Below are 23818 nucleotides of genomic sequence, written 5' to 3'. Positions count from 1 at the left end.
GGAGATCGCCGCGACGCTGGGGATCAAGCTGGGCACGGTGCGCAGCCGGATCCACCGGGGCCGGGTGCAGCTGCGCGAGGCGCTCGCCCACCGCGACCCGCGGCGGGTCCCGGTCGCCGCCGACTGAGTGACCGTGCCCGTACGCGCGACCGAGCAGGACGGCACCCACCCCCGCCCGCAACTGCTGCGCGAGGAGTGGACCGACCTGTCGGGCACCTGGCAGCTGGCGTTCGACGACGCCCGCGCCGGGCTGGCCGCCGGCTGGCCGGGCCTGACCGACCTGACCGACCGCGACGTCTTCGACCGCGACGTCACCGTGCCCTTCCCGCCGGAGTCGACGGCGTCCGGCGTCGGCGACCCCGGCCCGCACACCGTCTTCTGGTACCGCCGCGCGCTGCGGCTGGCCGACGTCGCCGGCAGCGCCGCGGTGCGCGGGCGCGGGCACCGCGTCGTGCTCCGCTTCGGCGCGGTCGACCACGCCGCGCACGTCTGGCTCGACGGCGCGCTGCTGGGCAGCCACGAGGGCGGCCAGACGCCGTTCTCCTTCGACGTCACCGACGTGCTGGCCGCCGGGGACGACGACACCCCGCACGTGCTCGTCGTCCGGGCGCTGGACGACCCGCGCGACACCACCCAGCCCCGCGGCAAGCAGGACTGGCACGACCGCCCGCACGACATCTGGTACGAGCGGACCAGCGGCATCTGGCAGCCGGTGTGGTGCGAGGTCGTGCCGCCGGTCGCCGTCGAGCACCTGGCCTGGACCCCCGACGTCCCCGGCGCCCGGGTGCAGCTGGGGATCACCCTGCGCGAGGCGCCGGCCGCGCCGGTCGGCGTCACCGTGCGGCTGGAGCTGGGCGGCAGGCCGCTGGCCGAGCACGCCGTGCAGGTCACCGAGCAGCGGACGACGACGTCGATCGCGGTGCCGGCGCTGCTCAACGGGCAGGACCGGCAGGACCTGCTGTGGTCCCCGGAGCACCCGCGGCTGGTGGACGCGACCGTGCAGCTGTCGGCCGGGGGTGGCGTCACCGACGAGGTGACCAGCTACCTGGGCCTGCGCAGCGCCGCGGTCGGCGGCCGGGCCTTCCTGCTCAACGGCCTGCCGTACTACGTGCGCTCGGTGCTCGGCCAGAACTACTGGCCGGAGTCGCACCTGACCGCCCCCGACGCCGGCGCGCTGCGCCGGGAGGTGGAGCTGGTCAAGGAGCTGGGCTTCAACGCGGTGCGGGTGCACCAGAAGGTCGAGGACCCGCGGTTCCTGCACTGGGCCGACCGGCTCGGGCTGCTGGTGTGGGGCGAGACCGCCAACGCGTACGCCTTCACCCCGGAGGCGGTGCGCCGGCTGACCACCGAGTGGCTGGACGTCGTGCACCGCGACGTCAGCCACCCGAGCATCGTCACCTGGGTGCCGCTGAACGAGAGCTGGGGCGTGCAGGACATCGCCGTCGACCCGGCGCAGCAGGCCTACGCCACCGGCCTCGCCGCGCTCACCCGCGCGGTCGACCCGAGCCGCCCGGTGATCAGCAACGACGGGTGGGAGCACACCGACAGCGACCTGTGGACGGTGCACGACTACGCCGACACCGGCGCCGCGCTGGCCCGGCGGTACGGGGCGCCCGACGTCCGCGAGACGCTGCACCTGCCCGGCCCGGCCGGCCGGCGGATCCGGCTGGCCGGCGGCCGGGACGCCGACCAGCCGCTGATGCTCACCGAGTTCGGCGGCGTGCGGTACACCCCCGGCCTGGCCGGGGGCGACGAGCGCACCTGGGGCTACTCGACCGCGTCGGACGCCGAGGACTTCGCCCGCCGGCTGGGCGACCTGCTGGGCGCCGTGCACGCGTCGCCGGCGCTGGCCGGGTTCTGCTACACGCAGCTCACCGACACCCTCCAGGAGGCCAACGGCCTGCTCGACGACCAGCGCAAGCCGAAGATCCCGGTGGAGCAGCTGCGGGCGATCATCACCGGCCGGGTGGCCGACCTGCCCTCGAGCTGACACCGGCGGGCCGGTCTGGTTGACTGGTGGTTGAGCATTCAACCGCCGGTCGACCAGCCGGCTCCCGGAGGAGGACCCCCGTGCACCTCGGCGTCGACAGCTTCGTGGCGGCGGTGACCGACCCGGCGACGGGCCGGCGCATCGGACCCGAGGAGCGGATGGAGCACCTGCTCGAGGAGATCGAGCTCGCCGACCGCTCCGGCCTGTACTCGTTCGGCATCGGCGAGCACCACCGCAGCGAGTACTACGACTCGGCGCCGCCGGTGATCCTGGCCGCCGCCGCGGCCCGCACGTCGCGGATCCGGCTGGGCAGCGCGGTGGCGGTGCTGAGCGCGGCGGACCCGGTGCGGGTGTTCCAGCAGTTCGCCACCCTCGACCTGATCAGCAAGGGTCGGATCGACCTGGTCGTGGGCCGCGGCTCGTTCACCGAGGCGTTCCCGCTGTTCGGGCTGAGCCTGGCCGACTACGACGAGCTGTTCGAGGAGAAGCTCGACCTGCTGCTGCGGATCCGCGAGTCCGAGCAGGTCACCTGGTCGGGCCGGCACCGCCCGGCGCTGACCGGCCAGGGCGTCTACCCCCGCCCGCTGCAGGACCCGCTGCCGATCTGGGTCGGCGTCGGCGGCACGCCGGAGTCGTTCGTCCGGGCCGGGCTGCTCGGCCTGCCGCTGATGGTGGCGATCATCGGCGGCCAGCCCCGCCAGTTCGCCCCGCTCATCGACCTGTACCGCCGGGCCGGGGCGCGCGCCGGGCACGCACCGGAGACCCTGCAGGTGGGCCTGCACGTGTTCGGCTTCGTCGCCGGCAGCACCCAGGAGGCCGCGGACACCATCTACCCGGGCTGGCACGAGATGTTCACCTCGGTGTCCCGCGAGCGCGGCTTCGCCCCGCCCAACCGCGCCCAGTTCGATGCCACCAGCGGCCCGGACGGCGCCTTCTTCATGGGCGACCCGGACACCGTCGCCGAGAAGCTGGTGCGGATCAGCGGCCAGCTCGGCGGCGTCGACCGGGTGTCGATCCAGATGACGAACCCGCGGCTCGCCCACGCCGACCTGCTGCGCGGCATCGAGCTGCTCGGCACCGAGGTCGCCCCCCGGGTCGCCACCGCCTGAGGGTCACCGCCTGAGGGTCACCGCTCGGAGATCCAGACCGCGCTGTCGGCCGGCAGCGCGACGCTGTGCTCCGAGCGGCGCACCCGGGTCGTGGAGGCGAGCAGCACGGTGCCGCAGGTGGGCACGAGCGTCGTCCCGGCGCCCATGTTCACCACGCAGCGCACCACCGAGCCGTCCGGCCCGACGCTGCGCACGGTGAGCACCTCGCCCCGGGTGCTCACCGTCGCCGTCCCCGACCCGAGCGCGGCGTGCGCCTCGCGCAGCGCCAGGGCCCGGCGGTAGAGGGTCAGCACCGACCCGCCGTCCCGGGCCTGCCGGGACACCGCGAGGCCGGCCCAGCCGTCGGGCACGGGCAGCCAGGGCTCGGCCGCGCCCTCGGGGGAGAAGCCCACGCCGGCCGTGTCGTTCCACGGCATCGGCACCCGGCAGCCGTCGCGGCCGGCCCGGGCGCCGCCGCTGCGGTGGAAGATCGGGTCCTGCTTCAGCTCGTCGGGGACGGCGGCCTGCGGCAGCCCCAGCTCGTCGCCGGCGTACACGTACGCCGAGCCGGGCAGCGCCAGCATGAGCAGCGCCGCGGCCCGGGCCCGCGCGGTGCCGACCGCGCCGCCGCCGAACCGGGTGACCTGCCGGTCCTTGTCGTGGTTGCCCAGCACCCAGGAGACCGGGGCGCCGACCGCGCCGAAGGCGTGCAGCGCCGACCGCACGCCGTCGGCGAACGCCTCGACGTCCCAGCCGGACTTCAGCAGCCGGAAGCAGAACGACTGGTGCATCTCGTCGGGTCGGGAGTACAGCGCCACCTGCTCCGGGTCGGCCAGGCAGACCTCGCCGACCAGCATGGTGTCGGGGTACTCGTCGCAGACCGACCGCCAGCGGCGCCACACGTCGTGCACCTCGGGCTGGTTCCAGGTCATCGCCTGCTCCGGGCCGTGGCCGAACAGGGTGGGGGAGTAGACGCCGGGGTTGTCCCGCAGCGCGGCGTCCTTGAACAGGCCGTAGGCGACGTCCACCCGGAAGCCGCTGACGCCCTTGTCCAGCCAGAACCGCAGGGTGCGCTCGAAGTCCTCGCCGACGGCCGGGTCACGCCAGTTGAGGTCGGGCTGCTCGGGGGCGAACAGGTGCAGGTACCAGCGGCCGTCCGGGGTGCGCGACCACGCCGGGCCGCCGAACAGCGACCGCCAGTTGTTCGGCGGCTCCGCCGACGGCGGGGCGAAGTGGTAGCGGGACGCCTCGGGGCAGTCGGGGTCGGCGAGCGCCGCCTGGAACCACGGGTGCTGGTCGGAGGTGTGGTTCGGCACGATGTCCAGCACCACCCGCAGGCCCAGCCGGCGGGCGTCGGCGACCAGCGCCTCCAGGTCGGCGACGTCGCCGTAGTCCGGGTCGACCGCGCGGTAGTCGCTGATGTCGTAGCCGCCGTCGGCCCCGCCGGAGGGGTAGTGCGGATTGATCCACAGCGCGTCGACGCCGAGCCAGGACAGGTAGGGCAGCCGGGAGCCCAGCCCGGCCAGGTCGCCGATGCCGTCGCCGTTGCCGTCCGCGAACGAGCGCAGGTAGACCTGGTAGACGACGGCCGAGCGCCACCAGGGCGCCGGGGACTGGAGGGTGGGTTCCCGCCGTGGAGCCGGGATCCGCACCGTTGCGAGCCGGGTTGCCATGTCCTGAGCATCGGCTGCGTCGTGCGCGCCCTTCTGTGGCGCAGCTCACCAAGATGGCGACGATGTTCGGCGACACTCGCCAACTGTCAGCACCGCCGGGACCCCTGGTGCTGGTGGTGCGTTCGGCAGGACCCGACGGCGGCCTCAGCCCACGGCGGCCCGGCCCTTCCAGGTGGCGCCGCGGCCGGCCCGGGACCGGCGCGCGCTGTCCAGCGTCATCAGCAGGTAGAGCACCGCGACCAGCGGCAGGGTCAGCGCCAGCGCCGCCGGCTGCCGGTGGTGGCGGACCTGCGGCAGGTAGGACGCCGTCATCAGCGACCAGGCCAGCCCGCCGGCGACCGCGGCGACCGGCGCGCCGGTGGCCAGGCCGGCCAGGCAGCAGGCGACCGGCGCGACGTAGACCAGCAGCAGGCCGGCGACCGTGCCGGCCAGCAGCGCCGGGGAGTGCCGGAGTTGCGTGTAGGCGCTGCGGGCGACCATCGACCAGAGGTCGGCCAGCCGCGGGTAGGGCCGCACGCTGCGCACCTGGGTGGCCAGGCCCAGCCACAGCCGGCCGCCGGCCCGGTGCACCGCGCCGGCCAGCGCGACGTCGTCGATGACCGCGCCGCGCACGGCGGCGACCCCGCCCGCCGCCTCGAGCACCGCCCGGCGCACCAGCACGCAGCCGCCCGCCGCGGCCGCGACCCGCCCGGCGGCCACCCACCGGAACGGGTAGAGCTGGGCGAAGAAGTACACGAACGCCGGCACCACCAGCCGCTCCCAGACCGTCTCGGTGCGCAGCCGGACCATCAGCGACACGAGGTCCCGGTCGTCGGCCACCGCGGCCGACACCAGCGCGGCGACGGCGTCCGGCGGGTGGGCGATGTCGGCGTCGGTGAGCAGCACCCACTCCGCGTCGGCCGTGCGGGCGAGCGCCTGCTCCTGCGCCCAGACCTTGCCGGCCCAGCCCACGGGCCGGTCGGGCACGTCGACCACGGTGAGCGGCACCCGCGCCCCCGCCCCGAGCGCGCGGGCCAGCTCGCCGGTGCCGTCGGTGCTGCCGTCGTCGGCGAGCACCACCCGCAGCGGCCCCGGGTACTCCTGGGCCAGCAGCGGAGGCAGGGTCTGCGGCAGCAGCGCCGCCTCGTCCCGGGCGGGCACCACGATGGCGACCGACGGCCACCGGGCCGGCGGCGGCCGCTGGGGAAGCCGCACCGCCGTCGTCCAGAACCGCCCGTGCGCGAGCACCAGCACCAGCCACACCGCGGCGGTCAGCAGCGCCGGGACGTCGAGCCAGCTCACGAGCGGCATCCTGCCGGTCAGCCGCCGGCGAGCAGCGCGCGGACGGCGTCGATCGTGTCGGCCTCGGCCGGCGTCTTGTCGGGGCGGTAGCGGAGCACGCGGGCGAAGCGCAGCGCGACGCCGCCGGGGTAGCGGGGGCTGCGCTGGGCACCGTCGACGGCGATCTCCACGACCAGCTCGGGCCGCAGCCGCACGCCCCAGTCGGCCTCCTCGGCGGCGTGACCGGGGAACGTGCGGGTCTGCCAGTCCAGCAGCTCGTCGGTCATGCCCTTGAAGGTCTTGCCGACCATGAGCGGCTCGCCGCCGTCGGGGTCGCGGGCGCCCAGGTGGATGTTGGACAGCGTGCCGGTGCGCCGGCCGAAGCCCCACTCCGCGCCGAGGACCACCAGGTCCAGGGTGTGCACCGGCTTGACCTTCTGCCACGCCTTCCCGCGGCGGCCGGCCGCGTACGGCGCGTCCAGCGCCTTGACCACGACGCCCTCGTGGCCGGCGGACAGCGCGTCGTCGAGCACCTGCGCGGCCTGGTCCGGTGTCGGCCGGCGGAGGCCGGGCATCCGCAGCGGCGCGTGCTCGTCGGCGGCCAGCAGCCCGGCCAGCGCGTGGAGCCGGACGGCGAGCGGCTCGTCGAGCAGGTCGCGGCCGTCGAGGTGCAGCAGGTCGAAGAAGAACGGGCTGAGCAGGACCTCGCCGTCGGCGGTGCCGCTGCCGAACCGGCTCATGGTGTCCTGGAAGGCGCGGGGGCGGCCGTCGTCGTCCAGCGCGAGCGTCTCGCCGTCGAGCACGACGGTGCGGCAGGGGAGCGCGCGGACCCGCTCGACGAGCTCGGGCACGCCGTCGGTGACCTCGCGGAGGGTCCGGGTCCAGACCCGGACGTCGTCACCGTCCCGGTGCACCTGGATGCGCGCGCCGTCGAGCTTGAACTCGACGGTGACGTCGTCGCCGAGGTCGGTGAGCGCGGCGTCCAGCGACGAGCCGGGGCTGGCGAGCATCGGCCGCACCGGCCGACCCACCTGGAGGTGCACCCCGGCCAGCGCGTCGGCGCCGCTGGTCAGCGCGGCCAGTGCGGTCTCCGGGAGGCTGCCGGAGAGCATGAAGGCGCGGCGGACGGCGGCGGCCGGCACGTCCGCGGCGGCGGCGACCGCGTCGAGGACGACGCCCTCCAGCGCTCCCTGGCGGAGCTCCCCGGTGAGCAGCCGGCCGAGGAACCGCTGCTCGTCGCCGGTCGCGGCCGTGAGGAGCCCGGCCAGCAGCGCGTCGCGGCGGGCGGCCGAGCCGGGGCCGCTGGTGCCGGCCAGCTCGGTCAGCGCCGCGTCGACCGCGGCGACGGTCAGCGACGGGGTGGCGGCGGGGTCGTGGGTGAGCCGGGACAGCGTGCGCCAGCCGAGACCCAGGCGGCCCTGGCGTGGCTCGCCGGACAGCCAGGCGGTGACGGCCGGTACCTCCGCGGGCTCCGCCGCGCGCAGCAGCTCCGCGATGGCCTGCGCCTTCGCCGTGCGCGAGCGGGTGGCCGCGACCGCGGTGGAGGCGGCGAGGACGTCGGCGAGCAGCACGCCGCGATCATGGCAGCGGTACGGCGCGACGGCGCAGTGCAGGTCGGCCCGGGCGGCTCAGCTCTCCCCGCCGAGCTCCGCGTACTCCAGGTCCTCGTCGAGGAGGTCGTCCTCGACGGGGACGTCCGGGATGAGGACGTCCTCGGGTCCGGCAACGGGTGGGGTGGTCATCGGCGAGCTCCCTCCGGGCGGCGCACCGCTGACGATCCGCCCGCGCCGGTACCGGGTCAACCCGGTACCGGCGCGTCGGACCGCCCCGGTTCAGTCGAGGTCGTCGGGTCCCGGGCCGGTGCCGCCGGAGTCGCGCAGCGGTGAGGTCTCGGGCAGGTCGTCGTCCGGGGGTTCCGGGGCGACCGGCCCCTCGGCGTAGAGGGTGTCGGGGTCCCGGGGGTCCATCTCGCGCATGCCGGCGCCCTACCCGTTCGCGCCGCGGTTCACCTGTCGCGGACGGCCAGCAGCAGGCCCTTGCCGATCGGTGCGACGGTGGCGGTCACGGCAGGGTCGGCGGCGATCCGGGCGCGGACGTCGGCCACCTCGGCCGGGTGCGAGAGCACGTTGTCGATCGCGAGCAGCCCGCCCGGCCGGAGCACCCGCACGGGGTCGGGCCACCATCCGGCGTACTCGGTGCGCTCGCTGTCGAGCAGGACGACGTCCTGGCTGCCGTCGGCGAGGCCGCGCAGCACCGCGCCGCCGTCCGCGCGGCGCAGCTCGACCCGGTGCCGCAGGCCGACCCGGTCGAGGGTCGCCGCGGCCTCCTGCTGGGCGGCGGCGTCCAGGTCGACCGAGAGCACCGTGCCGCCGGTGGCCTCGGCCGCGCGGGCCAGCCACAGCGTCGAGTAGCCGTTGGAGGTGCCGATCTCGACCACCCCGCGGGCGCCCATCGCACGGCAGACCACCGACAGCAGCTCGGCGGCCTCGGGGTCGAGGTTGCGCCGGCGCCGGGTGCGGTCGGCCAGCTGCGCGTCGTGCCGCACCCCCTCGGCGTGCAGCGCTGCGGCGACGGTGTCGAAGTCCTCGGGCACGGGGTCGTTCTACCGGCCGACGGCGCGCGGGGCGCTCCCGGGAGGCACACCCGACCCGCCGTGCGGGGTGGCGGACGCGGGCGGTGAGACTGGTCGGGTGCGCCCGTCCAGTCCCGCCCTGTCGGCCGTCGTCCTGCCCGACCGGCACCCGATCGGCACGTTCCTCGACGAGGTGGCGGCGGCCGAGCGGGCCGGCGTCCGGACCGTGTGGACCTACGACCACCTGACCTGGCCGCTGCTGGCCGACAGCCCCTGGTACGGCGCGGTGCCGCTGCTCGCGGCGGCCGCGGTGCGCACCGAGCGGGTGCGGCTGGGCACGCTCGTGGCGTCGCCGAACTTCCGCCACCCGGTGCCGTTCGCCAAGGAGCTGATGACGCTCGACCAGCTGACGACCGGACGGCTGGAGCTCGGCGTCGGCGTGGGCACCGAGGGGCCGGACGCGCACGTGCTCGGCGAGCCGCCGCGCAGCCGGGGCGAGCGGACCGCGCGGTTCGGCGAGTGGCTGGGGCTGCTGGACACGCTGCTGCGGGAGCCGGTGACCACGGTGCGCGGCGAGCGGTTCAGCGCGGTGGACGCCCACCAGCTGCCCGGCTGCGTGCAGGAGCCGCGGCTGCCGTTCACGGTGGCCGCCGCCGGGCCGCGCGGGCTCGCGCTGGCGGCGCGGTACGGGCAGGGGTGGGTGACGTACGGGCCGTACGGCGCGAGCGTCGGGCCGGAGGAGTGGCTGGCGGCGATCGCCGGGCAGAGCGGGCAGCTCACCGAGGCACTGGCCGCGGAGGGGCGCGAGCCGGGCTCGGTGCGCCGGCTGGTGCTGGTCGACCTGGCGGCCCGCTGGCCGTTCGAGAGCCGCGAGCGGTACGCCGACGTGCTGGGCCTGCTGGCCGAGGCGGGGATCGACGAGGTCGCGGTGCACTGGCCCCGCCCCGACGGTCGCGGGGTGCCGACGGAGGCGCTGTCCTTCGTCCTGGACGCCCACGGTCTCCCGTCTCCCTCCTGACGCCGGGCTCGGCACGCGCGGTCCTGTTCGTGACGGCATGGCGACGTGTCTCCTTGTCGACACGTGGACACGTCGCTCCGCGCGTCAGAACGGCGGTCGGTCGTCGTTCGGGTCGGGAACTGCCGGTGGCGGTTCAGGCTCGGGCTCGGGCTCGGGCGGTGGTGGGTCGGGGGCCCGCACCCGCATGCCCGTTGGCCGGGTCGTCCGCGTGACGCCGCTGGGGGTCGTCACGGTGAGCATCCCGTCGGCGGTCATGGCGAACCGCCAGCCGGGGGCGAAGGTCTTGAGCCGGTGGTGGCTGCGGCAGAGGCAGCAGAGGTTGGTGCAGTCGGTGCGTCCACCGCAGGAGTGCGCGATCACGTGGTCCAGGTCTGCCCAGCCGACCCGTTGCCCGCAGTTGGGGAACCGGCACCGGCGGTCGCGGGTGGTGACGAACGCCCGCTGCTTGGCCGTGGGCTCGTAGGCCTCGGTCTCCGGCGGGGATCCCAGGACCGCGCACCCGCAGTCGGTGCCCCCGTCGGGGTGGTCGGGGCAACCGCGCTTGACCAGCCGCTCCAGCTCCGCCGCGGTCACCGTGGCGAGCAGCTCGCCGGCGGGTCCGGTGATCGCGAAGGACAGGGACCCACCCTCCGGCGCGGTCAGCCCCAGCGCGCCCATCCGGGCGAGGAGTTCCCGCAGGTGGGCGGCGGTGATCACCAGCCCGTTGACCTCACCCGGCCGCGACGAGCGGTCTTCCAGCGCGGTCAGGTCGGCGGTGATCGTCAGGTTCACCCGAACGTTCGCGTAGCCGCTGCCGTCGAGCTGCCGGCGGACCGCGGCGAAGATCTCGGTGCGGATCACCCCGATCGGCCGCTTGTCCCCGACCCGCTTGGCCAACTGCGCGAGGTCGTTGATGACCGCGTACTCGACCAGCGCCTCCTCGGTGGGCAGGTCCGCGACCAGCTGGGTGCGCCCGTCCAGCTGGGAGGGCCGCAGTGTCACGTCCGCCGTCTCGGCGGCCCGCTTCCGGCGTTCGGCCGCGGACACCGGATCAAGCTCTTGCAGCAGCGCGGTCGCGCGTTTCTCCAGCGCCCACGCCGACAGGTCGCGAGCGAGAGGCAGCAGCACGTCCTCGATCCGCCCGGCGACGTCGGCGGTCGCGTGCTCGAGCACCTGTGCCAGCACGATCGCCCGCCGCTCGTCCAACTCGCCGGACCGGAGCAGTGCGTAGGTGGCGGGCAGCTTGTCCCGCCAGGTCAACGCATGCGCCAGCCGGTGCGCCGCGGTGCCCCGCCCGACGTTGAGCACCATGGACAGCTCGGCGGTGAAGAACTCACTCACCCCCTCGGCGGCCTCCGGCAACCACCCGGGCCGCCGGGCACCGGGGTGCTCGGGTCTCGGGTCGGCCGACGCCGGTCGCTGTCCGGCCAGCTGCAGCACCAGGTCCGCCTCGTAGGCGGTGTCCCGGGCGCGGCGGGCCTGCAGCCGCTGCAACTCCGCGGCCGCCTCCGCCGGCGACAGCCACGCCGCCGGCAACCGGGTGGGCTCGACCGGATGATCGACCACCCAGTCCACGAGCACACCCTCGAGAGTGCTCGACCCCGCCGTCCGCGTCATGCCTGGAACCTACGGAGGGGGTCTGACACTTTCGCCAGCTCAGAGGGCATGTCGGGGGCGGGCGATCAGAACATCGGCGGAGGCGCCTGGCGCACGGTCGACCGCCACCCGCAGCCCGGCAGAACCGGGGAGCGCAGCGGTCGACACTAGGACCGGGTCCTCGCTGGTCAGAGGCAGGTGGCCACGCGACGCCCGCCCCAGCAGCGGGCTGCGTGCGACGATGGCGGAGTGGCCCACCCCTCGGCGTCGGCGAGCGCGCTGCTGCGGCACGTGCGCACCGGTCGGGCGCGCAGCCGCGCCGAGCTGGTCGCGCTCACCGGGGCCGCCCGCAACACCGTCAGCGCCCGGGTCGACGAGCTGATCGCGGCGAACCTCCTCGAGGAGGTGGGCCGCGGCTGGAGCACCGGCGGCCGGCCGCCCACCCTGCTGCGCTTCAACAGCCGCGCCGGCTGCGTCCTCGCCGTCGACCTGGGTGCCACCAGCGTCGACGTCGCGGTCTGCGACCTGTCCGCGGAGATCCTGGCGACCGCCGGCCACCCCATCGACATCACCGAGGGACCCGGTCCGGTGCTCGCGGAGGCCGACCGGCTGGCCCAGCAGGTGCTCGCCGAGGCGGGTCTGACCCCGGCCGACGTCTGCGCCGTCGGCGTCGGCGTCCCCGGCCCGGTGGAGTTCTCGACCGGCCGGCCGTTCCACCCGCCGATCATGCCGGGCTGGCACGACCACCCCATCCCCGCGGCCTTCGGCCGGTACGACTGCCCGGTCTACGCCGACAACGACGTCAACGTCATGGCGCTGGGCGAGATGGGCATCGCCGGCTCCGACGAGGACGTGCTCGTCGTCAAGGTCGGCACCGGCATCGGCTGCGGGATCATCGTCGACGGCCGCGTCTACCGCGGCGCCCAGGGCAGCGCCGGCGACATCGGGCACATCTCGGTCACCCCGCCCGATGGACGCCGGGTCGTCTGCCGCTGCGGCAACGAGAACTGCCTGGAGGCCATCGCCGGCGGCGCCGCGCTGCTCCGCGACGCCCGGGCGATGGGCGTGCCGGCGACGTCCACCCGCGAGCTGGTCGAGCTCGCCGTGCGCGGCGACGGGCCGGTCCTCGAGCTGGTCCGCGACTCCGGCCGCACCATCGGCACGGTCCTGGCCAGTCTGGTCAACTTCTTCAACCCGCACCGGATCGTCATGACCGGCGGCGTCGCGCAGGCCGGCGCACCCCTGCTCGCCGGCATCCGCGAGGCGGTCTATGGCCGCTCCATGCCGCTCGCCGCCCGGGCGCTGGACATCTCCGTCAGCGATGCCCCCGACCGCTCCGGCCGGCTCGGTGCCGCCCTCATGGCCATCGAGGGCTACCTGGACGACGACTCCGTGCACCGCGCCCCCCGCGGCGAGGAATCGACGCCGGACCAGCGCCCCGCCCGCTGAGCACCCGGGCGCCCTGAGCACCCGGGCGCCCTGAGCACCTCCGCGCCCCGAGCGGCCCGCCGGGACCTGCACGTCTCGGTTCGGTAACGCGGGCCCAGCCCATTGACCGGCCTGTGAGCCCCGTCATATGGTCCGCGCTGTACACACTTCTGCCCAACGCTGAGCATAAGTAGGAGGTCGCGGTGCCGGGACTCCCGTCGCTGACCGGTGGAGGGCCCACGCCCGCCGCGCCGGAGCCGTGGTCCGCAGGTGGGGGCGACGGCTCACCGGCCGCGCCGCTGCTGCAGATGCAGGGCATCGTCAAGCTCTTCCCCGGTGTCCGGGCGCTCGACGGCGTCGACCTCGACGTCCGCGCGGGTGAGGTGCACTGCCTGCTCGGCCAGAACGGCGCGGGCAAGTCCACGCTGATCAAGGTCCTCGCCGGCGCCCACCAGCCCGACGAGGGCGAGATCCGCTGGGACGGGCAGCCCGTCTCGCTGAGCACGCCGCAGGCCGCGATGTCCCTGGGCATCGCCACGATCTACCAGGAGCTCGACCTCGTCGCCGGGCTGACTGTGGCCGACAACGTCTTCCTCGGCCGCGAGCAGAGCCGGCTGGGCCTCACCCGGCCGGCCCGGGCCAACCGCGCCGCCGCCGACCTGCTCGCGCGGCTCGGCCACCCGGAGATCCGGCCCACGGCCGAGGTCGGGGCGCTCCCGGCCGCGGCCCAGCAGATGGTCAGCATGGCCCGGGCGCTGTCGCAGGACGCCCGGCTGATCGTGATGGACGAGCCGTCGGCGGTCCTCGACAGCGAGGAGGTCGAGCACCTCTTCGAGGTGGTCCGCGACCTGACCGCCGCGGGCGTCGCCGTCGTCTACATCTCCCACCGGCTGGAGGAGATCCGCTCGATCGGCGACCGGATCACCGTCCTCAAGGACGGCCGCACCGTGGCCACCGGCCTGCCGGCGCGGAGCACCTCCACCCGCGAGGTCATCACGCTGATGACCGGCCGCACCATCGAGTACGTCTTCCCGCCCCGCCGGACGGCACCCGCGCAGGACGCGCCGCCGGTGCTCGAGGTGGCCGACCTGTCGCTGGCCGGCCGGTTCGACGGCGTCTCGTTCTCCCTGCGGCCGGGTGAGGTGCTCGGCCTCGCCGGGCTGGTCGGCTCGGGTCGCTCCGAGATCCTCGAGACCGTCTACGGCGCCCGCCGGGCGACCGGGGGCACGGTCGCGGTGGGCGGTCGCCGGCTGCACCGGGGCGACGTCGCCGCGGCGGTCCGGGCCGGCATCGGGCTGGCGCCGGAGGAGCGGAAGAGCCAGGCGCTGCTGCTGGGCGACCCCGTCGTCCGCAACATCACCCTGGCCAGCATGGGCCGCTACGCGCGCGGCGGCTTCCTCGCCGGCCGCGACGAGCGGACCGCGGCGCAGGAGCAGGTCACCGCGCTCGACGTCCGGCCCGCCGACGTCGACCGCGAGGTGCGCACGCTGTCCGGCGGCAACCAGCAGAAGGTCGTGCTGGCCCGCTGGCTGCTGCGCGACTGCAAGGTGCTGCTGCTGGACGAGCCGACCCGCGGCGTCGACGTCGGCGCCCGGTCGGAGATCTACGCGCTGGTGCGCGAGCTGGCCGACCGCGGGGTGGCCGTGGTGGTGGTCTCCAGCGAGATCCCGGAGGTGCTCGGCCTGGCCGACCGGGTGCTGGTGGTCGCCGACGGCGCCGTCGTCTTCGCCGGGGCGGCCGACGAGCTGGACGAGCACCGGGTGCTCGACCTCGTCATGGAGGGGACCGCGAGCGCGGACGGGCAGCGGGCAGGGCGTCAGGGCGACGCCGGCCGAGGGCACGAAGGGGACGTGGCATGAGCGAGAGCACGACGACCACCCCGGCGCCGGCGCCGGCCGGGCGGGACACGCGCGGCGAGACCGCCCTGGGGAGCGCGCCGGCGAGCCGGCGGGCCGCGCTGATGGGCGGGCCGCTCGGCCGCAACCTCGGCCTGGTCATTGCCCTGGCGCTGCTGTGCGTCGCCGGCCTGGTCACCGCGGGCGACCGGTTCGGCAGCGTCGACAACGTGCTGACGATCCTCCGGCTGGCGTCGGTGATCGGCGTGGTCAGCGTGGGGATGACCTTCGTGATCATCGGCGGCGGCATCGACCTGTCGGTCGGGGCGCTCGTCGCGCTGTCGTCGGTGTGGGCCACCACGCTGGCCACCCAGCAGATGGCCGAGGACGTGCACTGGATCGTCATGGTCGTCACCGCGCTGCTGGTCGGCGCGGGGGCGGGGCTGGTCAACGGGGTGGTGATCGCCTACGGCCGGCTGGTCGCGTTCATCGCCACCCTGGCCATGCTCGCCTCGGCCCGCGGCCTCGCCGAGATCATCTCCGAGCGGCGCACCCAGATCGTCCAGGACCAGGACTTCCTGCGGTTCTTCTCCGGCGACGTCCTCGGCGTCCCGACGCTGGTCATCATGTTCGCCCTGGTCGCGATCGCCGGCTGGGTGCTGCTGAACCGGACGACGTTCGGCCGGCGCACCTTCGCCGTCGGCGGCAACGCCGAGGCCGCCCGGCTGGCCGGCATCCGGGTGCAGCGGCACACCGTGCTGCTGTACGTGCTGTCCGGCCTCACCTGCGGCATCGCCGCGGTCATGCTCATGGCCCGGACGACGACCGGCAGCTCGACCCACGGCAGCCTCTACGAGCTCGACGCCATCGCCGCGGTGGTCATCGGCGGCACCCTGCTGCTGGGCGGCCGCGGCACGATCGTCGGCACCGTCCTCGGCGTGCTGATCTTCACCACGCTGAGCAACGTCTTCGTGCTCAACAACCTGTCCAGCTCCGCCCAGGCCGTCGCCAAGGGCGTGATCATCGTCGTCGCCGTCCTGCTCCAGCAGCGGGTGGTCGCCGGCGGCGGCTTCGGCAGGAGCCTCCGGACACCCCGGGTCCCCGGCGGCCGCGGGTCGGTCGCCGGCGCCCCGGCGGGCGACTCCGGCGGGGCCGCCGTCCCCGGCGCCCCGGCCGGCAACCGGGCCGGCGGCGACGCCGGGCCGACCGGCTGAGCACCTCCAGACCTGACCGCCCCTCCCGGGTCGCGGTCAGCACCACCCCGGCGGGCCGACCCGGCCCGCGGGCGCACCGCCCCGACCCACCCACGCCCGGCAGTGCTGCCGGCATGCCCACCTGAAGGAGAGACCATGTCTGCAACGAGGCAGCGAGGGCACCGGCGGTTGCTGTCCACCGCCGTCTGCCTGGCGGGAGCGGCCGTGCTGGTCGCCGGGTGCACCAGCAACTCGTCCGACGACTCCGGCGACGGCGACCGGGGCAGCGCCCAGGCCGCCAGCGCGAACGACGACGCCGGCAAGGACATCACCATCGGCTTCTCCGCGCCCGCCGCCGACCACGGCTGGATGGCCGCGATCACCAACGCGGCCAAGGCCCAGGCGGAGAAGTACAAGGACGTCAAGCTGACGGTCGCCGAGGGCACCAACGACGTCAACGCGCAGATCAGCCAGGTCGAGACCTTCATCAACGACAAGGTCGACGCGATCGTGCTGCTGCCCTTCGACGGCGCCGCGCTCACCCCGGTCGCGCAGAAGGCGATGGACGCCGGCATCCCGGTGATCAACGTCGACCGCGAGTTCGACACCCCGACGTCGGCCCGGGTGACCATCCTCGGCGACAACTACGGCATGGGCCTGTCGGCGGGCGACTACATGTGCTCGCAGTTCAAGGACAACAAGAACGCGGTGATCGCCGAGATCGCCGGCATCGACTCCCTGCCGCTCACCCAGGACCGCAGCCGCGGCTTCAAGGACGCCCTCAGCGGGTGCGGGCTCAAGGTGAGCAACCGGGTCGCCGCGGAGTTCACCGTGGAGTCCGGCGAGGAGGCGGCGTCCAACCTGCTGCAGGCCGCGCCGAAGCTCGACGCCATCTGGAACCACGACGACGACCAGGGCGTCGGCGTCCTGGCCGCGATCAAGAACTCCGGCCGCGACGAGTTCTTCATGGTCGGCGGTGCCGGCTCGGCCAACGCGATGCGCAGCATCAAGGCCGGTGACTCGGTGCTGAAGGCGACCGTCGTCTACCCGTCGACGCAGGCCGCGGACGGCGTCCGGCTGGCCCGGCTCGTCGCCCAGGAGAAGGCGCTGTCGGACCTGGTCGAGGTGGAGGTGCCCAAGCAGATCACGCTGACGGCGCCCGTCGTCACCAAGGACAACGTGGACCAGTACCTCGACACCGCGTTCGAGTCCTGACCGCCCGGGGCCGCCGGCCGGCCGATCCGGCCGGCGGCCCCGACGCGTACTGCCCACCACCCACCTGCTGGAGCCCCCGCTGATGTCCGCTTCCCCCCGTCCGCCGCTGCGCGTCGGCATGGTCGGCCACGCCTTCATGGGCGCGGCCCACTCCCAGGCCTGGCGCACCGCCCCCCGCTTCTTCGACCTGCCGCTGACCCCCGAGCTCGCCGTGCTCGGTGGCCGCGACCCCGCCACCCTCGCCGCGGCGGCCGGCCGGCTGGGGTGGGCGGCCACCGAAACCGACTGGCGCCGGCTGGTGACCCGCGAGGACGTCGACCTGGTCGACGTCTGCACCCCCGGCGACACGCACGCCGAGATCGCGATCGCCGCGCTCGAGGCCGGCAAGCACGTGCTGTGCGAGAAGCCGCTGGCCAACAGCGTCGCCGAGGCCGAGGCGATGACCGCCGCCGCCGCGGCCGCCGCCGAGCACGGGGTGCGCGCGATGGTCGGGTTCACCTACCGGCGGGTGCCGGCGATCGCGCTGGCCCGGCAGCTGGTGGCGGAGGGCCGGATCGGGCAGGTCCGGCACGTCCGCGCCCAGTACCTGCAGGACTGGATCGCCGACCCGACCGCCCCGATGTCCTGGCGGCTGGACAAGCAGCGCGCCGGCTCCGGGGCGCTGGGCGACATCGGCGCGCACATCGTCGACCTCACCCAGTTCATCACCGGCGAGAGCCTCACCGGGGTCAGCGCGATGCTCGAGACGTTCGTCAAGAAGCGGCCCCTGCCAGCGAGCACGGGGTCGCTGGCCGGGGTCGCCGGCAGCGGGATGGGCGAGGTCACCGTGGACGACGCCGCCGTCTTCCTCGCCCGCTTCTCCGGCGGGGCGCTGGGCACCTTCGAGGCCACCCGGTTCGCGCTGGGCCGGAAGAACGCCATCCGCATCGAGGTCAACGGCTCGGCGGGCAGCCTGGCGTTCGACTTCGAGGACATGAACGTGCTCCACCTCTACGACGGCGACGACCCGGCCGAGACCGCCGGCTTCCGCCGCATCGTCGTCACCGAGCCCGGCCACCCCTACGTGGCCGCCTGGTGGCCGGCCGGCCACGGGCTGGGCTACGAGCACGCCTTCACCCACCAGGTCGTCGACCTGGTCACCGCCCTGGCCGCCGGGGAGCAGCCCACGCCGTCGTTCGCCGACGGCCTGCAGGTGCAGCGGGTGCTCGCCGCCGTCGAGCGCAGCGCCGCGGCCAACAGCGCGTTCACCGAGATCTGAGGAGAGGACCGAGCATGCCCCGCCCCGTCACCCTGTTCACCGGCCAGTGGGCCGACCTGCCGTTCGAGGAGGTGTGCCGGCTCGCGTCGGGCTGGGGCTACGACGGCCTGGAGATCGCCTGCTGGGGCGACCACCTCGACGTCGTCCGGGCCGCCGAGGACGACGCCTACGTCAAGGAGCGGCGGGACCTGCTCGAGCGGCACGGCCTGCAGGTGTTCGCCATCTCCAACCACCTCAACGGCCAGGCCGTCTGCGACGACCCGATCGACGAGCGGCACCGCGGCATGGTGCACCCGCGGGTGTGGGGCGACGGCGACCCCGAGGGCGTGCGGCAGCGGGCCGCCGAGGAGATGAAGGCGACCGCGCGGGCCGCCCGCGCGCTCGGTGTCGACGTCGTCGTCGGCTTCACCGGCTCGTCGATCTGGAAGACCGTGGCGATGTTCCCGCCGGTGCCCGAGTCGATGGTCGACGCCGGCTACCGCGACTTCGCCGACCGGTGGAACCCGGTGCTCGACGTCTTCGACGAGGTCGGTGTGCGCTTCGCCCACGAGGTCCACCCGAGCGAGATCGCCTACGACTACTGGACGACGGTGCGCACGCTGGAGGCGATCGGCCACCGCGAGGCGTTCGGGCTGAACTGGGACCCGTCGCACTTCGTCTGGCAGGACCTCGACCCGGTCGGCTTCCTCTGGGACTTCAAGGACCGGATCTACCACGTCGACTGCAAGGACGCGAAGAAGCAGGTCGGCAACGGCCGCAACGGCCGGATGGGCTCGCACCTGCCGTGGGCCGACCCGCGGCGCGGCTGGGACTTCGTGTCCACCGGCCACGGCGACGTGCCGTGGGAGGCGTGCTTCCGGATGCTCAACACCATCGGCTACGACGGCCCGATCTCGGTGGAGTGGGAGGACGCCGGGATGGACCGGCTGGTCGGCGCGCCCGAGGCGCTCGAGTTCGTCCGCCGGCTGGCGTTCGACCCGCCGGCCGCGGCGTTCGACAGCGCGTTCGCCAGCGGGAACTGAGCGCACGGGTCAGGATCGGGCGGTGACCCGCTCGATCCTGACCCGCCGCCCGGCCGGTGCCCGGCACGCCTTCGACGGCTGGATCCTCGGCACCGGCACGGAGACCGGCACCCGGGTGGTGCTCGGGCACTGGCCGCGCTCCCCGCTGGGCCCGATGTCCGACGTCATGGTTCAGCGGCCCGACGGGCACCGGCTGCTGCTCGCGCCGCGCCAGGAGGTCGCCGACTTCGTCGCGAGCACGTACACGTTCGACGAGGTGCGGCTGGTCGACGTCCGGGTCACCCGCCCGGACGCCGGCCGGTGGGAGCTCACCGCCGGCCCGCTGCAGCTCACCGCCCAGGAGGGACGTCGCCCGCCGCTGGGGCTGCTGCTGCACGCCGTGCCCCGGCGGGTGGCCGTCACGCCCGCCTGGATCGGGCTGCTCGACCTCCCCGCGCGGCTGCTCACCGGCCTGCGCACCCGCGGCTCGGCCGGGGGCGGGCGCACCGAGTGGTACGGCGTGCAGGACCTGCACACCCTCGCCGGTGGGCACGCCAGCTGGGACGGCGAGCCGCTCGGCGGCCTCACCGCGGTGCGGCCGCCGGTGACGTTCGGGTTCGGCTCGGTGCCGCCGGGCCCCGCGGTGGTGCGGGTGACGACCACGGTGCAGGTGCCCGGCCCGTCGGACCCCTCGGCGACACTGGGCGGGTGAACCGGGTCGTCCTCGTCCGTGCCGGCGCGGACACGGTCACGGCCTCCGAGGACGGTCGGGTCCACCGGCTGCCCGCGGCGGAGCTGCCCTCGTTCGTCCGCGAGCGCGAGGACGGCGACCCGGTGCGCTGGGTCTGGGACGACACCACCCGCTGGTACCCCGCGCTGCTCGCGGCCGGGGTGCGGGTGGCCCGCTGCACCGACCTGCGGCTCTGCCACGCCGTCCTGCGGTCCTCGCCGTTCACCGACGCCGGCCTGCTCGAGGGTCCCGATGCCGCCGGCTGGGACGCGCTGGAGCCGGTCACCGCCATCGACGCCGCGCTCTTTCCGCTCGACGACCCCGCCGACGCGCTCGACCCGGTCGCCGAGGACTCCCGCCAGCGCGCCGTCGTGGCCGCCTCCCCGCAGCGCGCGCGGCTGGGGCTGCTGCTGGCCGCGGAGTCGTCGGGGGCGCTGGCCGCCGCGGAGATGACGCACGCCGGGCTGCCGTGGCGCGCCGACGTCCACGAGCGGCTGCTGGCCGAGCTGCTCGGTCCCCGGCCGGTCGCCGGGCAGCGGCCCGCGGTGCTGGAGGCGCTGGCCCGGGAGGTCCGCGCCGCGCTGGGCGCGCCGGAGCTCAACCCGGACTCCCCGGCGGCGCTGCTGCGCACGCTGCAGTCGGCCGGCCTGCCGGTGCCCGACACCCGGTCCTGGACGCTCGAGCAGCTCGACCACCCCGTCGTCGGACCGCTGCTGGAGTACAAGAAGCTGTCCCGGCTGATGACGGCCAACGGCTGGAACTGGCTGGACACCTGGGTGGGCGGCGGCCGGTTCCGCTCGTGGTTCGTGCCCGGCGGTGTGGTCACCGGGCGGTGGGCGAGCAACGGCGGCGGCGCGCTGTCGGTGCCGACCCAGGTGCGCCCGGCCGCGGTCGCCGACGAGGGCTGGCGGTTCGTCGTCGCGGACGTCGCGCAGTTGGAGCCCCGGGTGCTGGCGGGGATGAGCGGGGACACCGCGATGGCGGAGGCCGCGCTGTCCGTCGACCTCTACCAGGGCATGGTCGACGCCGGCACGGTCGAGACCCGCGCCCAGGCCAAGGTCGGCATCCTCGGCGCGATGTACGGCGGCACCCGCGGCGAGAGCGGCCGGATGATGCCGCGGCTGACCCGCCGCTACCCCCGCGCGATCGGCCTGGTGGAGGCCGCCGCCCGGGCCGGTGAACGCGGTGAGGTGGTGTCGACCCTGCTCGGCCGCGGCTCGCCCCGGCCGACCGGGGCGTGGGCGGAGCGCGCCGCCGACCTGGGCGAGCCGCCGGAGCAGGCCCCCGGGCGGGAGGACCGCGACCGGCACCGCCGCGCCTGGGGCCGGTTCACCCGCAACTTCGTCGTGCAGGGCACCGGCGCGGAGTGGGCGCTGTGCTGGCTGGCCGACCTGCGCAACCGGTTGTGGGCGCTGAGGGCCGACGGCCGGCTCGAGGAGCGCCCGCACCTGGTGTTCTTCCTGCACGACGAGGTGCTCGTGCACACCCCCGAGCCCCTCGTCGACCAGGTCGTCGCGGAGGTGCGCGCGTCGGCGGCGGAGGCCGGGCGGCTGCTGTTCGGCGGGTTCCCGGTGGACTTCCCGCTCGACGTCGCCGTCGTCCGGTCGTGGGCGGACGCCGGCTGACCGCTCAGAGGTGCTGGCGGCGCTGCAACCCGACGAACGCCAGCCAGCCCACCGGTGCCGGCAGCCAGAACGTGGCGGCCCGGAACGCCAGCACCGCGGTGATGGCGGTGGCGACCGGCAGGCCGGTGGCGGTGAGCCCGCCGACCAGCGACGCCTCGACCGCGCCCAGCCCGCCGGGGGTCGGCGCCGCGGAGCCCACGGTCGACCCGACGAGGTAGACCACCACCAGCGCCGGGAACGCCACCGAGGTGTTGAACGCGCGCAGCGAGGCGTCGAGCGCGAGCACGTAGCCGCCGTTGAGCACCAGCACGCCGGCGACGGCGGTGCCCAGCCGGCGGGGGTCGCTGACCGCCTCGACCAGCTGCGGCAGCGTGCGCCGCACGAGCGGCTCGAGCCGGCGGCGCAGCGCGTGCCGGCTGGCCGGCACCGCCGCGACCAGGGCGAGCACCAGCGCGGCCACCCCCAGCACGGCGAGCACCTCCCCGCTGGGCAGCAGCGACGGGCGGGTCGGGGAGACACCGCTCAGCCAGCCGCAGGCGACGAGCACCAGCACGGTGACCGCGACGGTGACCACCTGCCCGACGCCCACGGTGGCCGCGGCGACCGCCGTCGCCACCCCCGACCGTTGCAGGTACCGCACGTTGAGCCCGAGGTGCCCGACGGTGGGCGGCGTCACCAGCGTCACGAACGACGCGGCCACCTGCACCAGGGTGCTGCGCCCGAGCGGCAGCCGGGCGGGGGAGAAGGCGTTGAGCACCAGCGCCGACCCCAGGTAGGTGACCGCCGAGCCGGCCAGCGCGACGGCGAACCAGCCCAGCCGCGCCCCGGCCAGCGCGTCGGCGAGCCCGACGTCGGACAGCTGCGAGGCCAGCACGTACGCGGCGACGGTGCCGCCGACGACGCTGAGCACCGTGCGCAGCCGCACCCGCTCCAGCCGGGGCGCGGCGGTGGCGCCCCGGCGGGCCGGCGCCGTCATCGCCGCGCGCAGCTCGTCGAGCACCGGGGTGCCGGCGATCGCCCGGCGGACCGGGCGGGGCAGGCCCAGCGGCTGCACCAGCGGCGCGAGCCGGGCCTCGGCCGCCGGCACCGGCAGGTAGCCGGTGCGCAGCGCGGCGACCGCCTCCTGCGCGCCGGTCAGCGTCGCGCCGGCCACCAGCAGCGCGACGACGTCCAGGTCCCGCTGCAGGTCGCTGGCCGCGGGCTGGGCGAGCTGCAGGTCGGTCAGCCCGGCCTCGCCGGTGGGCAGCAGCACCACGGCCCCCGCGGTGAGCGCGCCGTGCGCGACCCCGGCGTCGTGCAGCCGGCGCAGCGCACGGAAGGCGCGGACCAGCGCGTCGGGCGCGGGCAGCCCGCCGTCGGCGGCCGCGGCGAGCGGGGTACCGGCGAGCGGCCGCTCGACCAGCACCAGACCGGGGCCGGCCGCGACCAGCGCGAGCACCGGCGGGACGGCGACCCCCGCGGAGGCGGCCAGCCCCGACACCAGCGCCTGCCGCTCCAGCACGCCGCGCAGCGACAGGGCCGGCCGGCCGATCGCCGGGGTGCGGAACCGGACCAGCCGCCAGGCGCGCGCGGCCAGCGTGACGCCGCGGCGGTCGGGGTCGACCACGGTGACCAGCAGCTCGCCGAAGTCGTCGGCGGAGGCGTAGCGCGCCCGGCCGGCCTCCTGCTGCCGCGGGTGCAGGCCGTCGAGCGCGACCCCGGCGCGGGCGAGCACGGCGCGCACCAGGTCCTCGGCGGGGCGGGCGGCGACCACGCCGAGGGCGACGCGGAGGGCGAGCCCCGCGGCGGTGCCGGTCAGCCCGGCGGCGACCAGCCCGGGCACGGTGAGGCTGTCCAGCGCGAGGGCGCAGGCCGCGGCGGCGGTCAGCGCCGCGTAGCCGGCGGCGAGCAGCCGGCGGCCGTGCGGCAGGTCGGCGGCCACGAGGAACCCGACGCCGGCGGCCAGCGGCACCACCGCGGAGTCCTCGGGCGGGCCCAGCACCACCGTCCAGCCGGCGTCCGCGGCCTCGTCGGCGGCCACCGCGAGCAGCGCGCCCAGGCTGCTGCCCAGCGCGGCGGGCAGCAGCGCGAACCGGCGGCGGCGCACGGCGTCCGCGGCGACCGCGGCGAGCACCGCCAGGACGGCGAGCGAGGCGGCGGCGTTGGCGACGCTCAGCAGCGTGCGGGGCACGCCCCAGACGCCGTCCGGGACGCCGACCTCGGCCTGCGCGGGCAGCAGCCGCGCCAGCAGGCCGAGCACGAGGGTGACCCCGAGGACGGCGGACAGCCAGGTCGCGTCGGCCGGGCGGCGGACGCGGTCCCGCGGCCAGAACGACCGCGCTCCGCGCCTGCCCGTCTCCGTCACGGGGAGCAAGTAT

The 23818-nt window shown here is 75.7% G+C and carries 19 protein-coding genes; 12 read left to right on the top strand and 7 right to left on the bottom strand.

The window, feature by feature from the left end; translation table 11 throughout:
- The 3 genes from AB0J00_RS15350 to AB0J00_RS15340 all read left to right on the top strand — a co-directional run.
- Positions 1-127: sigma factor-like helix-turn-helix DNA-binding protein (locus AB0J00_RS15350; RefSeq protein ID WP_357746002.1), on the top strand; the 127-nt coding region annotated here is incomplete at its 5' end.
- 6 nt (positions 128-133) lie between these two features.
- Positions 134-1990, top strand: coding sequence for a glycoside hydrolase family 2 TIM barrel-domain containing protein (locus tag AB0J00_RS15345; RefSeq protein ID WP_357745988.1), 1857 nt, complete (start codon positions 134-136; stop codon positions 1988-1990).
- An 80-nt stretch (positions 1991-2070) separates the two neighbouring features.
- A complete protein-coding gene (locus AB0J00_RS15340; RefSeq protein ID WP_357745985.1) occupies positions 2071-3099 on the top strand; it encodes an LLM class flavin-dependent oxidoreductase in 1029 nt (342 codons plus the stop codon).
- 17 nt (positions 3100-3116) lie between these two features.
- Here the strand turns inward: AB0J00_RS15340 and AB0J00_RS15335 are convergent, their stop codons facing one another.
- The 5 genes from AB0J00_RS15335 to AB0J00_RS15315 all read right to left on the bottom strand — a co-directional run bounded on the left by AB0J00_RS15335 (position 3117) and on the right by AB0J00_RS15315 (position 8604).
- The gene (locus AB0J00_RS15335) at positions 3117-4751 is read right to left on the bottom strand and encodes a glycoside hydrolase family 13 protein (RefSeq protein WP_357745982.1); all 1635 of its coding nucleotides are present in this window, start codon (positions 4749-4751) and stop codon (positions 3117-3119) included.
- A 144-nt stretch (positions 4752-4895) separates the two neighbouring features.
- Complete coding sequence (locus AB0J00_RS15330) at positions 4896-6032, bottom strand: glycosyltransferase (RefSeq protein WP_357745979.1); 1137 nt, start codon at positions 6030-6032, stop codon at positions 4896-4898.
- 17 nt (positions 6033-6049) lie between these two features.
- Entirely contained in the window at positions 6050-7582 is a 1533-nt protein-coding gene (locus AB0J00_RS15325; RefSeq protein ID WP_357745977.1) for an ATP-dependent DNA ligase, read from the bottom strand.
- Positions 7583-7843: 261 nt separating this feature from the next.
- Positions 7844-7987: a hypothetical protein gene (locus AB0J00_RS15320; protein ID WP_357745974.1), complete on the bottom strand. Its 144-nt coding sequence runs from the start codon at positions 7985-7987 to the stop codon at positions 7844-7846.
- A gap of 29 nt (positions 7988-8016) precedes the next feature.
- On the bottom strand, positions 8017-8604 hold the full coding sequence (locus AB0J00_RS15315) for a class I SAM-dependent methyltransferase (RefSeq protein ID WP_357745971.1): 588 nt from the start codon (positions 8602-8604) through the stop codon (positions 8017-8019).
- A gap of 97 nt (positions 8605-8701) precedes the next feature.
- Here AB0J00_RS15315 and AB0J00_RS15310 point away from each other — a divergent pair, with 97 nt between their 5' ends.
- Complete coding sequence (locus AB0J00_RS15310) at positions 8702-9601, top strand: LLM class flavin-dependent oxidoreductase (protein ID WP_357745968.1); 900 nt, start codon at positions 8702-8704, stop codon at positions 9599-9601.
- 84 nt (positions 9602-9685) lie between these two features.
- Here the strand turns inward: AB0J00_RS15310 and AB0J00_RS15305 are convergent, their stop codons facing one another.
- On the bottom strand, positions 9686-11197 hold the full coding sequence (locus AB0J00_RS15305; RefSeq protein WP_357745965.1) for a DUF222 domain-containing protein: 1512 nt from the start codon (positions 11195-11197) through the stop codon (positions 9686-9688).
- A 228-nt stretch (positions 11198-11425) separates the two neighbouring features.
- Between AB0J00_RS15305 and AB0J00_RS15300 the strand changes: the two genes are divergently transcribed.
- The 8 genes from AB0J00_RS15300 to AB0J00_RS15265 all read left to right on the top strand — a co-directional run bounded on the left by AB0J00_RS15300 (position 11426) and on the right by AB0J00_RS15265 (position 21461).
- Positions 11426-12625 (top strand): ROK family transcriptional regulator, encoded by a 1200-nt coding sequence (locus AB0J00_RS15300; RefSeq protein ID WP_357745963.1) that lies wholly within the window; start codon positions 11426-11428, stop codon positions 12623-12625.
- A gap of 182 nt (positions 12626-12807) precedes the next feature.
- Positions 12808-14463 carry a sugar ABC transporter ATP-binding protein gene (locus tag AB0J00_RS15295; protein ID WP_357745960.1) on the top strand — a complete coding sequence of 552 codons (1656 nt, stop codon included), beginning with the start codon at positions 12808-12810 and terminating at the stop codon, positions 14461-14463.
- Positions 14460-15653 (top strand): ABC transporter permease, encoded by a 1194-nt coding sequence (locus tag AB0J00_RS15290; RefSeq protein ID WP_357745957.1) that lies wholly within the window; start codon positions 14460-14462, stop codon positions 15651-15653. The genes AB0J00_RS15295 and AB0J00_RS15290 overlap by 4 nt, the downstream gene beginning before the upstream one ends.
- 135 nt (positions 15654-15788) lie before the next feature.
- Positions 15789-16847 (top strand): substrate-binding domain-containing protein, encoded by a 1059-nt coding sequence (locus AB0J00_RS15285; protein WP_357745955.1) that lies wholly within the window; start codon positions 15789-15791, stop codon positions 16845-16847.
- 82 nt (positions 16848-16929) lie between these two features.
- Complete coding sequence (locus AB0J00_RS15280; protein ID WP_357745952.1) at positions 16930-18105, top strand: Gfo/Idh/MocA family oxidoreductase; 1176 nt, start codon at positions 16930-16932, stop codon at positions 18103-18105.
- Between the two features lie 14 nt (positions 18106-18119).
- Positions 18120-19127 carry a sugar phosphate isomerase/epimerase family protein gene (locus AB0J00_RS15275; RefSeq protein WP_357745949.1) on the top strand — a complete coding sequence of 336 codons (1008 nt, stop codon included), beginning with the start codon at positions 18120-18122 and terminating at the stop codon, positions 19125-19127.
- 22 nt (positions 19128-19149) lie between these two features.
- A complete protein-coding gene (locus AB0J00_RS15270; RefSeq protein WP_357745948.1) occupies positions 19150-19818 on the top strand; it encodes a hypothetical protein in 669 nt (222 codons plus the stop codon).
- Positions 19815-21461 carry a bifunctional 3'-5' exonuclease/DNA polymerase gene (locus AB0J00_RS15265; protein ID WP_357745945.1) on the top strand — a complete coding sequence of 549 codons (1647 nt, stop codon included), beginning with the start codon at positions 19815-19817 and terminating at the stop codon, positions 21459-21461. Before AB0J00_RS15270 ends, AB0J00_RS15265 begins: the two co-directional genes overlap by 4 nt.
- Positions 21462-21465: 4 nt before the next feature.
- On the opposite strand, the gene AB0J00_RS15260 is transcribed toward AB0J00_RS15265, so the two are convergent.
- Positions 21466-23805: a lysylphosphatidylglycerol synthase domain-containing protein gene (locus AB0J00_RS15260; protein ID WP_357745943.1), complete on the bottom strand. Its 2340-nt coding sequence runs from the start codon at positions 23803-23805 to the stop codon at positions 21466-21468.
- Between the last annotated feature and the right edge of the window lie 13 nt (positions 23806-23818).

Origin of the sequence: Modestobacter sp. NPDC049651 (assembly GCF_040659695.1) — a bacterium.
Lineage (GTDB): Bacteria > Actinomycetota > Actinomycetes > Mycobacteriales > Geodermatophilaceae > Modestobacter.
This window is presented reverse-complemented; position numbering and strand designations above follow the sequence as displayed.

Excerpts from the sequence above, each read along its gene's own strand:
- AB0J00_RS15335 (WP_357745982.1), bottom strand. The coding sequence starts at position 4,751 with ATGGCAACCCGGCTCGCAACGGTGCGGATCCCGGCTCCACGGCGGGAA.
- AB0J00_RS15320 (WP_357745974.1), bottom strand. The coding sequence starts at position 7,987 with ATGCGCGAGATGGACCCCCGGGACCCCGACACCCTCTACGCCGAGGGG.
- AB0J00_RS15305 (WP_357745965.1), bottom strand. The coding sequence starts at position 11,197 with ATGACGCGGACGGCGGGGTCGAGCACTCTCGAGGGTGTGCTCGTGGAC.
- AB0J00_RS15290 (WP_357745957.1), top strand. The coding sequence starts at position 14,460 with ATGAGCGAGAGCACGACGACCACCCCGGCGCCGGCGCCGGCCGGGCGG.
- AB0J00_RS15285 (WP_357745955.1), top strand. The coding sequence starts at position 15,789 with ATGTCTGCAACGAGGCAGCGAGGGCACCGGCGGTTGCTGTCCACCGCC.
- AB0J00_RS15280 (WP_357745952.1), top strand. The coding sequence starts at position 16,930 with ATGTCCGCTTCCCCCCGTCCGCCGCTGCGCGTCGGCATGGTCGGCCAC.
- AB0J00_RS15275 (WP_357745949.1), top strand. The coding sequence starts at position 18,120 with ATGCCCCGCCCCGTCACCCTGTTCACCGGCCAGTGGGCCGACCTGCCG.